This window comes from Amycolatopsis silviterrae (assembly GCF_042684085.1).
Classification (GTDB): Bacteria; Actinomycetota; Actinomycetes; order Mycobacteriales; family Pseudonocardiaceae; genus Amycolatopsis; species Amycolatopsis silviterrae.
Genome location: NZ_JBHUKS010000026.1, coordinates 21938 through 40283, shown reverse-complemented (window position 1 = coordinate 40283; position 18346 = coordinate 21938). Strand labels below are relative to the sequence as shown.

The following is an 18346-nucleotide window of genomic DNA, read 5'->3' as shown; positions in this document are numbered from 1 at the left end:
TTATTAAATATTATATACTATGGGTCGGCTCAAGCAAGGGCGTTGCCCCGTCGCGACCGGTCAGTTCGCCCAGAACCCTTGCCGCTCCAGCAAAGCCACCGCGCGCTCGCTTCCGTCCGCGAAGTGCTTTTCCACGAGCGTCCGCGCCCGAGCGCCCGAACGGCTGCTCAGCGCGCGCAGGATCCGCCGGTGGTCGCCGGCCGCCTTGTCCGGCCAGTCCGGATGCGCCTCGTAGAACCCGTGCGACACGGTCTTCACCAGGATCGCCAGGATCGAGACCAGCCGGCGCGAGCCCGAGGCGTGGTTGATCCGGCGATGGAACTCGAAGTTCAGCCGTTCCAGCTCCGCCCGATCCGGCTCCTGTTCCATCCGGTCGGCGAGATCTTCCAGCGCCTGAAGGCTTGCCGGCGACAGATTCTTCGCTGCTCGTTCGGCGGCCAGTCCGGACACGACGCCGAACACCCGGTAGTGGTCGCGGATGTCGTCGCGGGTCAACTGCGCGACGAACGCGCCGCGGCGGGCGATGTGCTCGACCACGCCCTCGTGGTCGAGGGTGATCAGCGCTTCGCGGATCGGGAGTTTGCTGATGCCGAGTTCGTCGGCGAGGGCTTCCTGGTCGATTTTCGCCCCGGCGCGCAGCTGGCCGGAGAAGACCCGGCGGCGGATCTCCTGGGCGGCCATCGCGTTGAGGTTCGCCGGGCCGGTGCGGCGCGGTCCGGCACTCGCGGTTTCGGGCATCGCCACGACTCTCTCCGATCCGTGCGTCGGCGACGTATCGGATGAAGTATTACACGACCGAGGCACGTTCCGGCGGCCGCGTCGCTCCTGCCGGAACCGTCTGCCGCGTCCAGAACCTGCCTTTGACCTGCGACATCATGTGTCTCGAGCGTCGCCCGGCAGTGTGAGCCATTCGATGATTTCTGATAAAGTATTTCCTGCGTCGGCGGTCTGGGTCATAGTGGACGGCATGGCAGCAGCGGTTACTCCCGAGGACTTCCGGCCGATTCTGGAGCTGGTGCGCGACTTCGTCCGGGCGAAGGTCGTTCCGCGCGAGCAGGAGATCATGGACGGCGACGCCATCCCCGACGACCTGCGGGCGCAGGCGGCGGAGATGGGCCTGTTCGGGTACGCGATCCCGCAGGAGTGGGGCGGGCTGGGTCTTGATCTGACGCAGGATGTCGAGCTGGCGATGGAGTTCGGTTACACGTCGCTGGCGCTGCGGTCGATGTTCGGGACCAACAACGGCATCGCCGGACAGGTGCTGGTCGGCTTCGGCACCGACGAGCAGAAGAGCCAGTGGCTGGAGCGCATCGCCTCGGGCGAGGTCGTCGCGTCGTTCGCGCTGACCGAGCCCGGTGCCGGGTCCAATCCTGCGGGACTGCGCACCAAGGCGGTGCGCGACGGGGACGAGTGGGTGCTCGACGGGCAGAAACGGTTCATCACCAACGCGCCGATCGCGGATCTGTTCGTCGTGTTCGCCCGCACCCGTCCCGCAGACGACTCCGGGCCGGGCATCGCGGTGTTCCTCGTGCCCGCGGACACGCCGGGGCTGGAGGTCGGGCCCAAGGACAAGAAGATGGGCCAGGAAGGCGCCTGGACCGCGGACGTCACCTTCAGCAACGTCCGGGTGCCTGCGTCCGCTCTTGTCGGCGGCAACGAGGACGACGGGTATCGCGCCGCGATGACCTCCCTCGCGCGGGGTCGCGTGCATATCGCCGCGCTGGCTGTAGGTTCGGCGCAGCGGGCGCTGGACGAGTCCGTCACGTACGCCGCTTCGGCGACCCAGGGCGGTCAGCCGATCGGCGATTTCCAGCTGGTGCAAGCAATGCTGGCTGATCAGCAGACCGGTGTGATGGCCGGACGCGCGCTGGTGCGGGAGACCGCGGCGCGTTACGTATCCGGTGAAGACCGGCGGATCGGGCCGTCGGCCGCGAAGCTGTACTGCACGGAGATGGCGGGCAAGGTCGCCGACCTCGCGGTGCAGATCCACGGCGGCACCGGCTACATGCGCGACGTCCCCGTCGAACGGATCTACCGCGACATCCGGCTCCTGCGGCTCTACGAAGGCACCAGCGAGATCCAGCGGCTGATCATCGGCGGCGGCCTCGTGCGCCAGGCGAAGAAATGACCAACCGGGCGAGGGAAGCGGCGACCCTCCTGTTCGTCCCGGGCGACCGGCCGGAGCGGTTCGGCAAGGCGATGGCCGCCAAGCCGAGCCTGGTCGTGCTGGATCTGGAGGATGCCGTCGCGCCGGAGCGCAAGGAGTACGCGCGGGAACAGGTCGTCGCGTGGCTCGAGGAGAACCCCGAGTGCGCGGTGCGGGTGAACGCCGCCGGCACCCCGTGGCACGACGAAGACCTCGCCGTGCTCAGGCGGCGCCGGTGCACCGTGATGCTGCCGAAAGCCGAACCGGTCACGACGCGTGCCGCGGGCGAACAGCTCGGGGTCTTGCCGGTGGTGATCGCGCTGGTCGAGACCGCACGAGGCATCCTGGACGCGCGGGAGACCGCAGCCGTGCCGAACGTGCAGCGTCTGGCGTTCGGCAGCTTCGATCTGGCCGCGGAGCTGGGTGCCGATCCGGCCGATCGGGACGCGTTCGTCGCCGCGCGGGGCGCACTCGTGCTCGCGTCGGCGGCGGCCGGGCTGCCCGGGCCGATCGACGGCGTCACCGCGGATCTCGACAATGAGCTGCACCTCACCGACGAAGTCCGCTACGCACGGCGGCTCGGATTCACCGGAAAGCTGTGCGTGCACCCGAAACAAGTACCCGTCGCCGCTGCTGCACTGCGCCCGACGCGCGAGGAAGTCCGCTGGGCGCACTCGATCCTCGACTCCGCCGGTGCGGGCGGCGCGGTCGCGGTGGGCGGGCAGATGGTCGACAAGCCGGTGCTGGAGCGTGCCCAGCGCGTCCTCCGGCAGGCACGGGAAGGGAACGGGCGATGACGCTCACCGACGACGAACAGCAGATGGTCGCCCTGGTCGCGGAGTTCGTGGACGAACGGGTCCGGCCCCGAGTCCGCGAATTCGAGGCCGACGACGTCTACCCGGCCGAGTTCATCGAGGAGATGAAGAAGCTCGGGTTCTTCGGACTGCTCGCCCCGGCCGAGTACGGCGGGGTGGACGTCAGCACCGCCTGTTTCGCCCGCGTCACCGAAGAACTCGCCCGCGGCTGGATGAGCCTGGCCGGGGCGATCGGCGGGCACTCCGTCATCACGTACCTGATCAAAACGTTCGGCACCCCGGAGCAGCGTGAGAAGTACTTGCCCGCGATGGCCGAGGGGCGGATCCGGGCGACGATGGCGTTGACCGAGCCCGGCGGCGGCAGCGACCTGCAGGCGATGCGCACCCAGGCCGTTCCCGGCGACGAGGGCTACACGATCACCGGGTCGAAAACGTGGATCTCCAACGCCGCGCACTCCGGCCTGATCGGGCTGCTGTGCATCACCGACCGCGACGCGAAACCCGCGCACCGCGGGATGAGCGTGCTGCTGGTCGAACCCGGCGACGGCCTCATCGTCTCCAAGAAACTGCCCAAACTCGGCTACCGCGGGGTCGAAGCGTGTGAACTCGTCTTCGACGGACAGCAGGTTCCTGCGGACGCGGTGCTCGGCGGCGAACCGAACCAGGGCTGGTCGCACATGATGCGCGGGCTGGAAGTCGGCCGGATCCAGGTCGCCTCCCGCGCGCTCGGCGTCGGACAGGCCGCGCTCAACGACGCCGTCCGCTACGCCCAGGAACGCGAATCCTTCGGCAAACCCATCTGGAAACACCAATCCGTCGGCAACCTCCTCGCCGACATGGCCACCAAAATGCGCGCCGCCCGGCTGCTCACCCTCGACGCCGCCGAAAAACTCGACGCGGGCGAACGGGCCGACATGGAAGCCGGGATGGCGAAACTGTTCGCGTCCGAGACCGCGATGCAGGTCGCGCTCGACGCCATCCGCGTGCACGGCGGCTACGGCTACTCCCGGGAGTACGACGTCGAACGGTATTTCCGTGACGCCCCCTTGATGATCGTCGGCGAAGGCACCAACGAAATCCAGCGCAACGTCATCGCCGCCCAACTCGTCGCCCGCAACAAGATCTGAGGGAACCCCATGACTCTGCTCACCGGCCGGACCGCCGTCATCACGGGAGCCGCCCAAGGCATCGGACTCGCCATCGCCGAACTGTTCGCCGCCCACGGAGCGCGAGTGGTGATCGGCGACCTGGACGCCGACGCCGCCGAGAAAGCCGCGCACAGCCTCAACGGCGACGCCATCGGCGTCCGCTGCGACGTCACCACAGCATCCGATGTGGACGCTCTCCTGACCGCCGCTGCCGACGCGTTTTCCCCGGTCGACGTGTTCGTCAACAACGCGGGCATCACCCGCGACGCGACCATGCGGACCATGACCGAGGACGACTTCGACCAGGTCATCGACGTGCACCTCAAAGGCACCTGGAACGGCACCCGCAAAGCCGCCGCGATCATGCGCGAACGCAAGAGCGGGGCGATCGTGAACCTGTCGTCGCTGTCGGGCAAGGTCGGCATGGTCGGGCAGACCAACTACTCCGCCGCCAAAGCCGGGATCGTCGGGCTCACCAAAGCCGCGGCGAAGGAGATGGCGCACCACGGCGTCCGCGTGAACGCGATCCAGCCGGGCCTGATCCGCACCGCCATGACCGAAGCCATGCCGCAGAAAGCCTGGGACCAGAAGATGGCCGAGATCCCGATGCACCGGGCGGGCGAGGTCGGCGAAATCGCTTCGGTGGCCCTGTTCCTCGCCTCCGACCTCTCGTCGTACATGACCGGCACGGTGCTCGAAGTCACCGGCGGACGGTTCATGTGACCGGCTGGGAACCGCACGCCGTCACCACTGCGGAACTGGTCGACCCCGCCCCGGTCGCGGCACTGGCCGCGCTCTTCGACAACGGACTTCCCGCACCGCGGCCGGGCGAGGATCTGCCGCCGCTGTGGCACTGGGTCGCACTCCCCCGCTGGCCTGGTTCCGCCGAACTCGGCCCCGACGGGCACCCGGCGCGCGGCACCTTCCTGCCGCCGACCGACCTGCCGCGCCGGATGTTCGCTGGTGGAGAGGTGACTGTGCACCGGCCGCCGAAGATCGACGAGACGGTCACCCGCCGGTCCATTGTGGACTCGGTGACGGAGAAATCCGGTCGCTCCGGGAAGCTGGTGATCGTCGTGGTGCGGACCGTGCTGTCCGGTGTGGACGGTTCACCGCTCGTCGAGGAACGGCAGGACCTCATCTACCGCGAGGCAGGCGGGAGTTCCGAAGCGCCTCCGGTGGAACCCGTCGACCTGGCAGGCGCCCCGTTCCGCCGGAGCGAAAACGGCTGGGGCTTCGCCACCGACCCCACCCTGCTGATGCGCTTCTCCGCGGCCACCGCGAACGCGCACCGCATCCACTACGACTGGCCCTACGCGACGCGGGTCGAGGGCTACCCGGGCTTGGTCGTGCACGGCCCGTTGATGTCTCTCGCACTGGCCGAAGTGCTGCGCCTGGACTCCCCCAGCGCGCGGGTCACGCGGCTGGCGCACCGCAACCTGGCCCCGCTGTTCTGCGGCCAGCCCGCGCAGCTGCGCACCGAGCCCCGGCCCGGCGGCGCGACCCTGACCCTCATCGGTGCCGCCGGACCGCGCACCAGCCTCGAAGCCGACTACCACGAGGAAGGCACTCCCCATGCGTGACGCCGTCATCTGCGAACCCGTCCGCACGCCGATCGGCCGCTTCGGCGGAGCGCTCAAGACCGTCCCCGCAGCCGACCTCGCCACCATCGCCCTCACAGGCCTGCTGGAACGCACCGGCCTGCCCGCCGACGCGATCGACGACGTCATCCTCGGCCACTGCTACCCCACCGCCGAAGCCCCCGCCATCGGCCGCGTCGTCGCGCTCGACGCGGGGTTGCCGGTCACCGTGCCGGGCATGCAGGTCGACCGGCGGTGCGGTTCCGGGCTGCAGTCGGTGCTGCTGGCCGCACTGCAGGTGCAGGCGGGCGCGAGCGAACTGATCGTCGCGGGCGGCGCGGAAAGCATGTCCAACACCGTCTTCTACGCCAACGACATCCGCTGGGGAGCCACCGGCGCAGGCGTCCACCTCCACGACTCCCTCACCCGCGGCCGCCAAACCCCCGGCGGCAAGCACTACCCCGTCCCCGGCGGAATGCTCGAAACCGCCGAAAACCTCCGCCGCCAGTACAACATCAGCCGGGAAGAGCAGGACCGGCTCGCCGCCGAATCACACCGACGGGCCGTCGCCGCCCAGCAATCCGGGGTCTTCGCCGAGGAGATCATCCCGGTGCCGGTCGAGACCCGCAAAGGCACCACCGTCGTCGACACCGACGAACACCCCCGGCCCGACACCACCGTCGAAACGCTCGCCAAGCTGCGACCGGTACTGGGCAAACAAGACCCGGAAGCCACCGTCACCGCAGGCAACGCCAGCGGCCAGAACGACGCCGCCGCCGTCTGCATCGTCACCACCCGCGAACGCGCCGACCAACTCGGCCTCCGCCCCCTCGTACGGCTGGTCTCCCACGGCGTCGCCGGAGTCGAGCCGAAGATCATGGGCATCGGACCTGTGCCCGCCTCCGCGCTCGCGCTGGAACGCGCCGGACTCAAGATCTCCGACATCGACCTCATCGAACTCAACGAGGCATTCGCCGCGCAAGCACTGGCGTGCACGCGGGAATGGGGCTTCGGCGAAAAGGATTTCGACCGGCTCAACGTCCACGGCTCCGGCATCTCCCTCGGCCACCCCGTCGGCGCCACCGGCACCCGCATCCTCGCCACAATGGCCCGCGAAATGCAGCGCCGCGAAGCCCGCTACGGACTCGAAACCATGTGCATCGGCGGCGGGCAAGGCCTCGCCGCAGTCTTCGAGCGGGTGACTGCATGACCCGCGTATTCAGCTCGGCCGACGAAGTCCGGGCCGCGATCGGCGAGGAAATCGGGCCGACCGACTGGTTCGCCGTGGACCAGGCGCGGATCGACGCGTTCGCCGAGGCCACCGGCGACCGCCAGTGGATCCACACCGATCCCGAACGGGCCGCGAACGGGCCATTCGGGGCGACTATCGCGCACGGCTTCCTCACCCTGTCACTGATCCCGTACTTCAGCGCGCAGCTCGTCCGGCTGGACTTCGGGTCCGCGCGGATCAACTACGGGCTGGGCAAGGTCCGCTTCCCGTCCCCGGTCCCGGTCGGGTCCCGGCTGCGCGCCCGTGCGACGTTCGCCGAGGCGAAAGACAGCGCCGCCGGGGTCACCGTCACCACGCGGTACACCGTGGAACTCGAAGGCGCGGCGAAGCCGGCGTGTGTCGCCGAAACCTTGGTGGTCGTGGCCGGATGACCGAGTTCTGCCGCCTCGACGAAGCCGTCGCCCGCCATGTCCGCGAGGGCGACGGGCTGCACGTCATCCTGGGACACAGCCGCTGGAGCGCGCTCGTGCGCGAGATCGCGCGGCAGCACTGGCACCGGCCGTCGCGGTTCACGCTGATCATGGCCAGCCTCTCGTCGCTCGGCGCGGCGCTGTTCCGCTCCGGATGCCTGGAGAAGGTCGTGACCGTCTACTCGGGCGACTCCTTTCCCGTGTTCACCCCGAATCCGGTGTTCCAGCAGTCCTACGCGGACGGCACGGTCGAGGTCGAGAACTGGTCGTTCCTCAGCTACATCCAAGGCCTGCGCGCCGCCGCGACCGGCGTGCCCGCCGTGGTCACCGGCTCGGTGCGCGACTCGTCCATGACCGAAAACCCCGGCTACGCGGAGGTCGACACGCCGTTCGGCCAGGTCGGACTGGTCGCGCCGCTCACCCCGGACGTCGCGATCCTGCACGCCGCGGTCGCCGACCGGCAGGGCAATCTGGCGATCGCACCGCCGATGTTCGAAGGCTCGATCGGCGCGTTCGCCGCCCGGCGCGGAGTGCTGGCGACGGTGGAGAAAGTCGTGGACGACCTGCGTCCGTGGGCGTCGTTCGTCCGCGTCCCGGCGCACCGGGTGCTGGCCGTGGTCGAGGCTCCGTTCGGTGCCCATCCCGGCGGGGTCTTCCCCGGCACCGAGGGCGCGCGGCTGCCGGTTGACGGCTACGCCGAGGACGTGGAGTTCTGGATCGCCGCACGGGAAGCCAGCCGCTCGGCGGACTTCGACGACTGGATCCGCGAATGGATCCTCGTCGACCACGACACGTACCTGGCGAAACTCGGCGAAGCGCGGCTCAGCAACCTGACCCGCACACTGGGGCAGCCGACTCCGCCCACCGGCCGCGGCGAACACACCGGGCCAGTGACCCGCCCGGAACGGGCGGCGACCTGGCTCGCCGCGCTGGTCCGGTCGCGGATCGCGGAAACCGGTGCCGACGGCGTGCTCGCCGGTGCCGGGCTGGCGAACCTCGCCGCCTGGGTGGCCGTCGAACAGGCCAAGGCGGACGGGCACGAGGTCGCGCTGGCGGCCGAACTCGGCCTGTGGGACTACTCGCCGACGCCTGGCGACCCGTTCATCTTCAGCTTCGCCAACTTCTCGTCGTCCTCGATGCTGCTCGACACCGAACAGGCGCTGGGGCATCTCGTGAACGGCCCGGCGACGCGCTCGATCGCCTGCGTCGGGGCGGCGGAAATCGACCGTCACGGCAACATCAACACCACCCGGATCGCGGGCGGCCCGTATCTCGTCGGTTCCGGCGGTGGGAACGACGTCGTGACCGGTGCCGACGAGACGTACGTCGTCGGGACGATGAGCCCGCGGCGGTTCATCGAAAACTGCAGCTACGTCACCAGCCCCGGCGCACGGGTGCGGGCAGTGGTCACCGACCTCGGCGTCCTGACCCAGCGCGACGGCGAACTCGTGCTCACCGCGATCGCACCCGGGCCGGAACCACTGGCCGAACGCATCGCCTACGTCCGGTCGCGGTGCGGCTGGGACCTCACCGTCGCGGACGACCTGCGCGAACTGCCCGAGGTGACCGAAGAAGACGTACGACAGCTGCGAAAGTACGACCGCGAGGGCTTGTTCCTCCGCGACGGCAAGAAGGGAGCGGCATGAGCCGCTACGCACGATTCGAGAACCTGCGGATCGACGGACCGGACGAGGACGGCGTCCTCGAACTGGTCCTCGACGCCCCGAACCTCAACGCGGTGAGCGAAGCCGCGCACGCTGATCTCGCCGACGTCTGGCGCGAATTCGACCGCGACCCTTGGGTGAAAGCCGTTCTGCTGCGCGGCGAAGGCAAGGGTTTCTCCGCTGGCGGGTCGTTCGACCTGGTCGAGAAGCTGGCCACCGACTTCGAAGCGCGCTCCCGCACCATGCGGGAGGCGCGGGACCTGGTCTACAACGTGATCGACTGCTCGAAGCCGATTGTCTCGGCGATCCACGGCCCAGCCGTCGGTGCCGGGCTCGTCGCCGGAGTGCTCGCGGACGTCTCCGTGGTCACCGCCAACGCGAAGATCATCGACGGCCACACCCGGCTGGGCGTCGCGGCGGGCGACCACGCAGCGGTGTGCTGGCCTTTGCTGTGCGGGATGGCCAAGGCCAAGTACTACCTCATGACCTGCCGCCCGCTGAACGGAGCCGAGGCCGAACGGATCGGCCTGGTGTCGCTGTGTGTGGACGAGGAAGCCGAGCTGCTGCCCACCGCCCGCGAGATCGCGCACGAACTCGCGAACGGCGCGCCCACCGCGATCCGCTGGACCAAGCAGAGCCTCAACCTCTGGTACCGCCAGCTCGCCGGTGCCATCTTCGATTCCTCGCTCGCTTTGGAGTTCTACGGCTTCGGCGGGCCCGAGGTGCACGAAGGCCTCGCCTCGCACCGCGAACGCCGCCAGCCGGACTTCTCCCGGGTGCACGAGAAGGACTCGTGACCGGTCCGGCCCTGCTGGCGGGGCTGCGGGTCGTCGAGCTGTCCGCCTATGTCGCGACCCCGCTGTGCGGGCTCACCCTCGCCCAGCTCGGCGCGGACGTGATCCGCGTCGAACCGCTCGGGGGCGCACCCGACCGCACCCGCTGGCCCTTGTCCGACGACGGCACCAGCCTCTACTGGTCCGGGCTGAACAAGGGAAAACGGGCGATCGCGCTCGATCTCGAGTCCGAAGAGGACCGTTCGCGGGTCGCGGACCTGATCGTCGGCGGCGGCCCGTGCGTCGTCGTGACGAACACCGAACGGCACGCCGACCTCGGATACGAAACACTCAGCGCGCGGCGGCCGGACCTGATCCACGTGCTGCTGTCCGGGCGTGCGGACGGCGGCGCGGCGGTCGACTACACGGTCCAGGCCGCGACCGGATTCCCGATGCTCACCGGTGCCCCCGAGACGCCCGCGCCGGTCAACCACGTGGTGCCCGCGTGGGACGTCTGCGCCGGGCTGTACCTCGCGGTCGGGCTGCTGGCCGCCGAACGGCACCGCCAGGTCACCGGCCGGGGCCGGTCGATCCGGGTCGCGCTCGAAGACGTCGCCCTCGCCACCGCCGGGAACCTCGGCTACCTCGCCGAAGCACAGCTCACCGGCCACGAGCGGACGAAGTCGGGCAACGACGTCTACGGCACCTACGGCCACGATTTCGTGACCGCCGACGGCGTCCGGGTGATGATCGTACTGCTCACCGAACGGCACTGGGCGAAAATGCTCGCCGCGACCGGATTGGCGGCCGCCTTCGCCGGATTGGCCGAGGCGCTGGGCATCTCGTTCGCCACCGAGTCCGACCGCTACCGGCACCGCGACGTGATCACGCCGCTGCTCGCGAGGTGGTTCAGGCGGACGCCGTACGCCGAAGCGGCGGAAACGCTGACACGGCACCGGATTCTGTGGGAGCGCTACCGCAGTTTCGCCGAACTCGGCCGCGACGGCGGGGCCGCGCTGCGCGAACTGGCGCTGTTCGGAGAGGTCGACCAGCCCGGCGCGGGCCCGCATCAGGCTCCGAAGTCGCCGATCCAAGTGGACGGGGCCCGGCTCGCCCCGTGCCCCGCGCCGGAAGTCGGGCAGCACAACGACGAAGTGCTGCCGATGCCCGCCGAAAACTGACGACGCCGACCGCGGCCGCCTCCTTCCTATGACATATAAAATGTTATATTCGGGAGGTGACGATGGCCTTTTTCACCGCGGCGCCGGGCCCGGACGGCGAACTCCTGCACCCGCTGCCGGAAGCACGGGCGAGCTGGAGCGACGGCAAGCAGCTGCGCGGCATGGCGACCAGCGGAGCGCTCGCTCGCGCCGCGGAGCGGGCGGCCGGGACGGAGGTGTTCCGCCCGGCCCGCTGGACTGTCGATCTGCTGCGCCCGGCGGCGTTCGCGCCCTCGGCCGTACGGACGGAGGTAGTGCGCCGCGGACGTCGCCTCTGCCTCGTCGAGGCGACGCTCTGGCAAGGGGAAACCCTTGTCGGCAAGGGCTCCGGACTGTTCCTCGCCGCCGGCTCCCCCGCTGTCGGCAGCGCCTGGGCCCCGTCCGGTTTCCCCGTGCCCCCGCCGCCCGACGTGCTCCCCGAGACCGAAGAGCCGCGCGTGTTCCACAGCGAGGGCGTCGGCTGGACCGGATCGCCCGAACCGCACCAGAACGCCTCGCGCAAGACAGTCTGGGTGTTCCCGCAGGACATCGTGCGCGGCGAGCGGCCCACGCCGTTCCAGCACGCCGCGACCGCCGCGGACCTGGTCAACCTCGTGACCAACTGGGGCGACGCCGGCCTGGAGTTCATCAACGCCGACCTCACGCTCACCCTCGGCCGCGTGCCCGCGAGCGACCTGCAGCTGGGCCTCGCCGCCGACCACCGCGTCGAGCACGACGGCGTCGCGGTCACGACCGCGACCGTGTTCGACCGCGAAGGGCCCCTCGGCACGGTCAGCGGAACCGCGCTGCTCGCCGCCGCGCCGGTGGATCCCCGGCGGGTCGGCGCGCCCGGGAGCCTGCCGGCCGTGCCATAATCTCCTGCCGTCGATATATCATGTTCTTTGCTGAACATCAGATCCTCGAAACCGCTTCGAGGCGTTGGGGAGGTGGCCCGTGGCCGACGAACTGGCCCGGCTGCGCAGCGGCGACCGCCGTCAGCAGCTGCCCGAGGAAGTCGCGACGTACGTCCGTGAGCTGATCATGTCCGGCGACGTCAAGCCGGGCGAATTCCTGCGCACCGAACCCATCGCCGAGGCGGTCGGGGTCAGCAACACGCCCGTGCGCGAAGGGCTGCTCTCGTTGCGCAGCGAGGGTTTCGTGGAACTCGTGCCGCGCCGCGGGTTCGTCGTGGCCCCCGTGTCGCGCCAGGACGTGCGGGACCTGTTCTGGGCGCAGGCCCAGTTCTCCGCCGAACTGGCCGCGCGCGCCGCCAAGAAGATCACGCCGGAGCAGGTCGCGCGCCTCGAAGCGATCAACGAGGATTTCGAGAAGGCCGCCGGAGCCGGGGACCAGGAAGCGATCACCCGGCTCGGCCACGAGTTCCACCGCCAGCTCAACCTGGCCGCCGACTCCCACCGGTTGACGCTGCTGCTCAGCTCCGTGGTCAAGCACCTGCCGAACCGCTTCTACGCGACGATCGAAGGCCACGTCGAGCACACCCTCGCCGACCACGCCGAACTGCTGCAGGCATTGCGCGGCCGCCACGCCCGCAAGGCGCGCACGATCGCCGAACGGCACATCCTCGACGGAGCCGACAACGTCGTCCGGATGCTCGAGGAGCGCGGTCTCTGGGCGGAAGAGACGGAATAGTCCACACCGGACGGCGACTGAGCGGCCCGCCGCTGACAGAACAAACCGGCTGGGTCACCTCGATCGAGGTGACCCAGCCGGTGCTTTTCGGCAATGCCAGGAACTTAAGCCGCGTGGTCTCAGTCTCGCTGACCGTCTACAAGAGACGCCACCGCCACCGAAATGCCCGATTCCTCCCCGCCTGACCATGTCTTGCGGTCCGTGAGGGCCACCCTGAAGGAATCAGATTCCCTCAGGGTTCCCCTCACGGACCGCACGCCCCGCATCCCAGGCCAGGCGACACTATCGACCTGGGCGGACGCGGCTCGAAGGCACCCGCAGCGCCGCCTTGAGTTCCTGGCATTGGTGCTTTTCGGGCATTCGCCGCGCTAGTCTCCGCCCGCACGACAATCCTCGAAACGGCCGAGGCGGACCGCCCCGGAAGCAGCCGGGAACAGATCAAGCGTTCGCCGCGATCGCGTCCGCCTGCGCGACGATCCCCTCCGCTGTCTTCACGTGCGCGATGTCGACGTGCTGGCCCTCGAAGTCCACCGCCGCGCTGCCCGCCGCCTCCGCCGCGCGGAACGCCTCGATCAGCCGTCGGGAGTGATCGACCGCCTCCGGTGCCGGCGTGAACACCTCGTTGGCGATCGCCACATGCGACGGGTGGATGCACACCATGCCGCGGTAGCCCAGCTGCTTGTTGTCCGCGCAGAACTGGCGCGCGCCGTCGAGATCGCGGATGTCCTGCCACACCCCGGCCACCGGGTGGTGCAGTCCGGCCGCGCGGGCGGCGAGCACGAGCCTGCTGCGCAGGTACAGCGTCTCCAGGCCGGCCGGGGTGAACTCGAAGCCCAGCTCGCGGCCGACGTCGGCGCTCGGGCCGGTCGCGCCGAGCAGGCTGGACACCCGAGGCGTCGCGGCGGCGATCTCCTCGCAGTGCGCCATCGACACGGCGGTCTCGAAGCTCACGATCAGCCCGACGCTGCCCGCTTCGAGTCCCTCGCGCGCCTCGATGTGCGACACGACCGCGTCGATGCGGATCAGTTCCTCGGCGTCGAACACCTTCGGCAGGAACAGCCCGGCCAGTCCGGGCCGGATGACCGCTTCGAGGTCCGCGCCCTGGATGCCGCTGACCGACGCGTTGGGCCGCACCCACACGTCGGGACGCACGCCCTGCGCGTGCAGCCGGTCGATCGTCTCCGCGACGACCGGGCGCGCACTCTCCTTTTCCACGACCGGGACGGAGTCTTCGAGGTCGAGGATCAGCGCGTCGGCACCGGATGCGAGGCCCTTGTCGGCCCATGAAGCCTTGTGGCCGGGGACGAAGAGCATGGAACGGTACGGCTTCATCGAAGTTCTCCAGTAATCGTTCAGGATTCGTACAGGACGCCGGTCGCGAACAGCTTTTCGACGTCTTCGGCCGCCAGCACCTCGCTCGCGACCGCACGAGAGTCGGCGCCCACCGTCGCCGCGACCGAAGACCGGTCCGGGCGCACGCCGTCGAACGTCCACGGCGGACGGAGCAGCGCGAGACCGTCCGGCTGATGGTCGGCGATGTCCAGGTGCCGCACCTGCGGGTGGTCGAGGTAGCCGGTCATGGACAGCACCGGCGCGAACGGCACGTCGTGTTCGGTGAGCACGCGCTCCCAGTATTCCTTGGGTTTGCGCGCGAACTCCGCCTCGACGATCGGCACCAGCTCGAAGTAGTTCGCCTCGCGCGGGCGGTACTCGGCGAAGCGCGGGTCCTCGAGCAGATCGGTGCGCTCCAGCGCGCGGCACAGCGCCTGCCAGAACTTCTGCGACGACGACAGGTGCACCGCGAGGTACTCGCCCGTGGAGGTCGGCACGCAGAAGTTCTGCGCCTGCGGGTGCCTGCTGGTGCGGCTGGGATCGCGGCCGAGTTCGAAGGCCTGCGTGATGCCGTCGGCGGTGAGCACGCTGACCGCCTCCATGATCGAGGTCTCCATCCGCTGCGGCTGCCCGGTCTTCAGCTTGCCGACCAGCGCGGCGAGTACGCCCGCCGCCGTCGTCAGCCCGGTCACCAGGTCCGCGCTCAGCCCGCCCGCGAGCTGCGGCCGCCCGTCGTCGCTGAAGAGCGAGTACAGCCCGCCGAACGCGTGCCCGATCGTGTCGTAGGCGGGCCGATCGGCCAGCGGGCCGGTGGAGCCGAACCCGGTGACCGAGCCGTAGACGACGTCCGGGCGCAGCGCCCGGCACTCCTCGGGACCGAGCCCCATGGCGGCGAGCTTGCCCGGGCGGAGATTCTCGAGCACCACGTCGAAGCGCGGCACCAGCGCCTTGATCAGGCCGATCCCTTCGGCGGTCTTGAGGTCGACCGAAAGGCTGCGCTTGCCGGCGTTGTACTGGCGGAAGTACGGGCTTTCGTTGTTCATCCGGCGCCGGAAGTCCTCGCCGACCACCGGCTTCTCCACCTTCACCACCTCGGCGCCGAGGCCGCACAGCATCGAGGTCCCGAACGGGAGCGAGATGTAGCCCCCGATCTCCAGGATCCGGATGCCGTCGAGTGGCTTGTGCTGCATGTCGCCCGCCTTCGCTGAGGGTGCACTGCGATAATATTTTATATTATCTAGCCCGAGGCGAGTCAAGGCGCGTCCGTTCGCTTCTTGCCCTGGTCCAGATATTTTATATTCTGTATGCTGACTCAGCCCTCCACCGGACGACCAAGGAGCGTGCCCCGATGCCCGCACAGCCCCAGCTGTGGCAAGGCCACTACGACAAGCTTTTCCTCGGCGGGCGGTGGACGGCCCCGGCGTCCGGCCGGTGCTTCGACGTGGTTTCCCCTTCCACGGAGGAAGTCCTCGCTCGGGTGGCCGAGGGCGTCGAATCGGACATGGACGCGGCAGTCGCCGCGGCGCGCCATGCGTTCGACCACGGCCCGTGGCCCCGCCTGCCGCTCGAAGAGCGGATCGCCGTGCTGCGCAAGCTCAGCGCCGCTCTGGCCGAGCGCGAAACCGACATCGCGCAGCTGGTCAGCGCCGAGATGGGCTGCCCGATCACGCTGTCGACGAAGATGCAGGCGATCGGGCCGCGGCTGCTGCTCGACGCGTTCCTCGATCTCGCGCCGGACTACCCGTGGCAGGGCACCCGCCGGTCCGCGACCGGGCACGCGCTCGTCACGCGGGAGCCCGTCGGGGTGGTCGCCGCGATCGTGCCGTGGAACGCGCCGTTGCTGATCACCATGATCAAGCTCGCGCCCGCCCTGCTGGCCGGCTGCACCATGGTGCTCAAGCCCTCGCCGGAAACCCCGCTCGACGCCTACCTCCTCGGCCACCTGCTGGAAGAAATCGGGCTGCCCGACGGAGTGGTCAACATCGTTCCGGCGGGGCGGGAAGTCAGCGAATACCTCGTCCGGCATCGCGGCGTGGACAAGGTGTCGTTCACCGGCTCCACCGCGGCCGGGCGGCGGATCGGCGCGTTGTGCGGCCAGGACCTGCGCCGCTGCACACTCGAACTGGGCGGCAAGTCCGCGGCGGTACTGCTCGACGACGCCGACCTGGACGCCGCGATCGCCGCCGTCCGCGCCGTGTCGCTGCGCAACACCGGCCAGGTGTGCAGCAACAAGACCCGCATCGTGGTCTCCCGCTCGCGCCGCGACGAACTCCACGACCGGCTGGTGGAGCTGATCGGGTCGATGCCGGTCGGCGATCCGTTCGACCCGGCGACCGAGATCGGCCCCCTTGCCAGCGCGGCGCAGCGCACCCGGGTCGAGGGCTATCTCGCCGACGGCAAGGCATCCGGCGCTTCGCTGCTGATCGGCGGCGGACGGCCGGACGGGCTGGAGCGCGGCTGGTACGTCTCCCCCACCGTGTTCGCCGACGTCGATCCGGGCGCGAAGATCGCCCAGGAGGAGATCTTCGGCCCGGTCCTGACCGTGCACACCTTCGACACCGAGGACGAGGCGGTCGCCATCGCCAACAACTCGGACTACGGCCTCAACGGTTCGGTGTTCTCCGCCGACCCGGAGCACGCGCTGGCGGTCGCCCGGCGGATCCGCACCGGCACCGTTGAGGTCAACGGCAACCCGGTCGGCTTCACCGCGCCGATCGGCGGATTCAAGAACAGCGGCATCGGCCGCGAAGCGGGCCCCGAGGGCTTCGACGCCTACGTCGAGCTCAAGTCCTACGGCCTCCCTCTCTCCTGATCGGAAAGGCAACCATTGTGGGTACCTTCTCCCCCGTCGAAGAAGCCGCGGCGCGGCTCGTCACCGACCTGACCTTCGACGCGATCCCGGCCGAAGCCGTCGCCGGGACCCGTCGGCTGCTGCAGGACCAGCTCGCCCTCCAGGTGGGCAGCGCGGCACTGCCGTGGAGCCAAACCGTGCTCGAAATGACCAGGGCGGCACACGTCCCCGGAAACGCGCACGTCGTCGCGACCGGCGACGCGATGAGCGCGGCCGACGCGGCGTTCCTCAACGCCACCTTCGGCCACGGCTTCGAGTACGACGACGCGCACCGGTCCAGTTCCGCGCATCCGGGCAGCTGCGTGATCTCCGCGGCGCTGGCCGTCGGCGAAGAACTCGGCTCCGACCTGCGCGACGTGCTCACCGCCATCGTCGCGGGATACGAGGTCTACACCCGGATCGGCAAGCTGGCGAACCCCGACCTCCTCGTGCGCGGGTTCCACCCGCACGGCCTGCTGTCGACCTTCGGCGCCGCCGCGGTGGTCGCCAAACTGCGCGGATTCGACCTGGAGACCACCGGGCACGCGCTCTCGATCGCGCTCAGCCACGCTTCCGGCACCACCGAGTACACCTCCGGCGGCGGTTCGATCAAACGCGTGCACTCGGGCATCGGGACCCGCGGCGGCATCCGCGCGGCGGAACTCGCCGGGGCCGGGATCACCGGGCCGACCACCTTCCTGACCGGCTCGAAGGGCTTCCTCCGCACCTTCGCCGCGGTGGAGGTCGGCGACGAGGACGCGGCCGCCTTCGGGCTCGGCGAGACCTTCGAGATCTCCCGCATCTGGCTCAAGCCCTACTGCTGCTGCGGGATCAACCACGCCTACATCGACGGCGCCCGGCAGCTGACCGGAGACGCGGACCGGATCGAGTCGGTGCTGCTGGGCATCCAGACCGGCGGGGACGTGGTGATCGGCAACCAGAACCGCAACGCGTACGCGCCGAAGATCATCGAACACCTCCAGTACAGCCTGCCGTTCCAGTTCGCGCTGTCGGCGCTGGGGCGCGGCAACGGGTTCTCGACGCATCAGGCGTACCTGGCCGGGAAACTGGACCTCGGCGAAGACAGCGACGTCGCCGCGCTGGCCCGGAAGGTGAAAATCGAGGTGCGGCCGGACCTGGACGAGCAGTACCCCGGGCGCTGGGTCGCGGACCTGACGGTGACCTATCAGGACGGCACCGGCGAGCACGTGTTCGTGGACAACCCCGCCGGGACGGCGGAAAACCCGATGTCGCAGGCGGATCTGGACGCGAAGTTCCACGACGTGCTGTCCTCGGCGCTGAGCGAGGACCAGCGGGCCGCACTGCTGCACGCGATCAAGGACGGCGATCTCGACCAGCCGGCCGCCGAGTTCGCCAAGCTGCTGCGGGCCTGAATCGGCGAAAAGCGGCGGCGGGCCTCCGCCGCCGCTTTTCGCTTGCCTGCCGCAGGACTCGATGACCGCCTTGCCGCCCGTCCGCCGGGCGGCGCGAACCGTTCGACCGCCCGC

The 18346-nt window shown here is 69.8% G+C and carries 17 protein-coding genes; 14 read left to right on the top strand and 3 right to left on the bottom strand.

Features of this window, described 5'->3' with window-relative positions; all coding sequences use genetic code 11:
- Nucleotides 1-60: 60 nt before the first annotated feature.
- Nucleotides 61-738: a GntR family transcriptional regulator gene (locus ACFSVL_RS31680; RefSeq protein ID WP_378309304.1), complete on the bottom strand. Its 678-nt coding sequence runs from the start codon at nucleotides 736-738 to the stop codon at nucleotides 61-63.
- Between the two features lie 229 nt (nucleotides 739-967).
- On the opposite strand from ACFSVL_RS31680, the gene ACFSVL_RS31675 reads away from it, so the two are divergent.
- From ACFSVL_RS31675 to ACFSVL_RS31620, 12 genes are all read left to right on the top strand, one after another.
- Nucleotides 968-2128, top strand: coding sequence for an acyl-CoA dehydrogenase family protein (locus ACFSVL_RS31675; protein WP_378309303.1), 1161 nt, complete (start codon nucleotides 968-970; stop codon nucleotides 2126-2128).
- A complete protein-coding gene (locus ACFSVL_RS31670) occupies nucleotides 2125-2943 on the top strand; it encodes an HpcH/HpaI aldolase/citrate lyase family protein (RefSeq protein ID WP_378309302.1) in 819 nt (272 codons plus the stop codon). The genes ACFSVL_RS31675 and ACFSVL_RS31670 overlap by 4 nt, the downstream gene beginning before the upstream one ends.
- Entirely contained in the window at nucleotides 2940-4088 is a 1149-nt protein-coding gene (locus ACFSVL_RS31665) for an acyl-CoA dehydrogenase family protein (protein ID WP_378309300.1), read from the top strand. The genes ACFSVL_RS31670 and ACFSVL_RS31665 overlap by 4 nt, the downstream gene beginning before the upstream one ends.
- A gap of 9 nt (nucleotides 4089-4097) precedes the next feature.
- The gene (gene fabG / locus ACFSVL_RS31660; RefSeq protein WP_378309299.1) at nucleotides 4098-4832 is read left to right on the top strand and encodes a 3-oxoacyl-ACP reductase FabG; all 735 of its coding nucleotides are present in this window, start codon (nucleotides 4098-4100) and stop codon (nucleotides 4830-4832) included.
- Nucleotides 4829-5692 (top strand): FAS1-like dehydratase domain-containing protein, encoded by an 864-nt coding sequence (locus ACFSVL_RS31655; RefSeq protein ID WP_378309297.1) that lies wholly within the window; start codon nucleotides 4829-4831, stop codon nucleotides 5690-5692. The genes fabG and ACFSVL_RS31655 overlap by 4 nt, the downstream gene beginning before the upstream one ends.
- Entirely contained in the window at nucleotides 5685-6899 is a 1215-nt protein-coding gene (locus ACFSVL_RS31650) for an acetyl-CoA C-acetyltransferase (protein WP_378309295.1), read from the top strand. Before ACFSVL_RS31655 ends, ACFSVL_RS31650 begins: the two co-directional genes overlap by 8 nt.
- The gene (locus ACFSVL_RS31645; protein ID WP_378309294.1) at nucleotides 6896-7351 is read left to right on the top strand and encodes a MaoC family dehydratase; all 456 of its coding nucleotides are present in this window, start codon (nucleotides 6896-6898) and stop codon (nucleotides 7349-7351) included. Before ACFSVL_RS31650 ends, ACFSVL_RS31645 begins: the two co-directional genes overlap by 4 nt.
- On the top strand, nucleotides 7348-9036 hold the full coding sequence (locus ACFSVL_RS31640) for a CoA-transferase (RefSeq protein WP_378309293.1): 1689 nt from the start codon (nucleotides 7348-7350) through the stop codon (nucleotides 9034-9036). Before ACFSVL_RS31645 ends, ACFSVL_RS31640 begins: the two co-directional genes overlap by 4 nt.
- A complete protein-coding gene (locus ACFSVL_RS31635) occupies nucleotides 9033-9851 on the top strand; it encodes an enoyl-CoA hydratase/isomerase family protein (RefSeq protein WP_378309291.1) in 819 nt (272 codons plus the stop codon). The genes ACFSVL_RS31640 and ACFSVL_RS31635 overlap by 4 nt, the downstream gene beginning before the upstream one ends.
- Nucleotides 9848-11008 carry a CoA transferase gene (locus ACFSVL_RS31630; RefSeq protein ID WP_378309289.1) on the top strand — a complete coding sequence of 387 codons (1161 nt, stop codon included), beginning with the start codon at nucleotides 9848-9850 and terminating at the stop codon, nucleotides 11006-11008. Before ACFSVL_RS31635 ends, ACFSVL_RS31630 begins: the two co-directional genes overlap by 4 nt.
- 62 nt (nucleotides 11009-11070) lie before the next feature.
- Entirely contained in the window at nucleotides 11071-11901 is an 831-nt protein-coding gene (locus ACFSVL_RS31625) for an acyl-CoA thioesterase domain-containing protein (protein ID WP_378310101.1), read from the top strand.
- A 79-nt stretch (nucleotides 11902-11980) separates the two neighbouring features.
- Entirely contained in the window at nucleotides 11981-12676 is a 696-nt protein-coding gene (locus tag ACFSVL_RS31620) for a GntR family transcriptional regulator (RefSeq protein WP_378309287.1), read from the top strand.
- Nucleotides 12677-13114: 438 nt separating this feature from the next.
- Here the strand turns inward: ACFSVL_RS31620 and ACFSVL_RS31615 are convergent, their stop codons facing one another.
- Nucleotides 13115-14008, bottom strand: coding sequence for an HpcH/HpaI aldolase/citrate lyase family protein (locus ACFSVL_RS31615; protein WP_378309285.1), 894 nt, complete (start codon nucleotides 14006-14008; stop codon nucleotides 13115-13117).
- A gap of 20 nt (nucleotides 14009-14028) precedes the next feature.
- Nucleotides 14029-15198: a CaiB/BaiF CoA transferase family protein gene (locus ACFSVL_RS31610; RefSeq protein ID WP_378309283.1), complete on the bottom strand. Its 1170-nt coding sequence runs from the start codon at nucleotides 15196-15198 to the stop codon at nucleotides 14029-14031.
- Nucleotides 15199-15356: 158 nt separating this feature from the next.
- Here ACFSVL_RS31610 and ACFSVL_RS31605 point away from each other — a divergent pair, with 158 nt between their 5' ends.
- Together ACFSVL_RS31605 and ACFSVL_RS31600 are read left to right on the top strand one after the other, a co-directional pair.
- A complete protein-coding gene (locus ACFSVL_RS31605) occupies nucleotides 15357-16820 on the top strand; it encodes an aldehyde dehydrogenase (protein WP_378309281.1) in 1464 nt (487 codons plus the stop codon).
- Nucleotides 16821-16837: 17 nt separating this feature from the next.
- A complete protein-coding gene (locus tag ACFSVL_RS31600; protein ID WP_378309279.1) occupies nucleotides 16838-18232 on the top strand; it encodes an MmgE/PrpD family protein in 1395 nt (464 codons plus the stop codon).
- Nucleotides 18233-18346: the final 114 nt, after the last annotated feature.

Coding starts and splice junctions, on each gene's coding strand:
- fabG (WP_378309299.1), top strand. CDS start 4,098: ATGACTCTGCTCACCGGCCGGACCGCCGTCATCACGGGAGCCGCCCAA.
- ACFSVL_RS31605 (WP_378309281.1), top strand. CDS start 15,357: ATGCCCGCACAGCCCCAGCTGTGGCAAGGCCACTACGACAAGCTTTTC.
- ACFSVL_RS31635 (WP_378309291.1), top strand. CDS start 9,033: ATGAGCCGCTACGCACGATTCGAGAACCTGCGGATCGACGGACCGGAC.
- ACFSVL_RS31670 (WP_378309302.1), top strand. CDS start 2,125: ATGACCAACCGGGCGAGGGAAGCGGCGACCCTCCTGTTCGTCCCGGGC.
- ACFSVL_RS31665 (WP_378309300.1), top strand. CDS start 2,940: ATGACGCTCACCGACGACGAACAGCAGATGGTCGCCCTGGTCGCGGAG.
- ACFSVL_RS31640 (WP_378309293.1), top strand. CDS start 7,348: ATGACCGAGTTCTGCCGCCTCGACGAAGCCGTCGCCCGCCATGTCCGC.
- ACFSVL_RS31645 (WP_378309294.1), top strand. CDS start 6,896: ATGACCCGCGTATTCAGCTCGGCCGACGAAGTCCGGGCCGCGATCGGC.
- ACFSVL_RS31650 (WP_378309295.1), top strand. CDS start 5,685: ATGCGTGACGCCGTCATCTGCGAACCCGTCCGCACGCCGATCGGCCGC.
- ACFSVL_RS31625 (WP_378310101.1), top strand. CDS start 11,071: ATGGCCTTTTTCACCGCGGCGCCGGGCCCGGACGGCGAACTCCTGCAC.
- ACFSVL_RS31610 (WP_378309283.1), bottom strand. CDS start 15,198: ATGCAGCACAAGCCACTCGACGGCATCCGGATCCTGGAGATCGGGGGC.
- ACFSVL_RS31680 (WP_378309304.1), bottom strand. CDS start 738: ATGCCCGAAACCGCGAGTGCCGGACCGCGCCGCACCGGCCCGGCGAAC.
- ACFSVL_RS31675 (WP_378309303.1), top strand. CDS start 968: ATGGCAGCAGCGGTTACTCCCGAGGACTTCCGGCCGATTCTGGAGCTG.
- ACFSVL_RS31615 (WP_378309285.1), bottom strand. CDS start 14,008: ATGAAGCCGTACCGTTCCATGCTCTTCGTCCCCGGCCACAAGGCTTCA.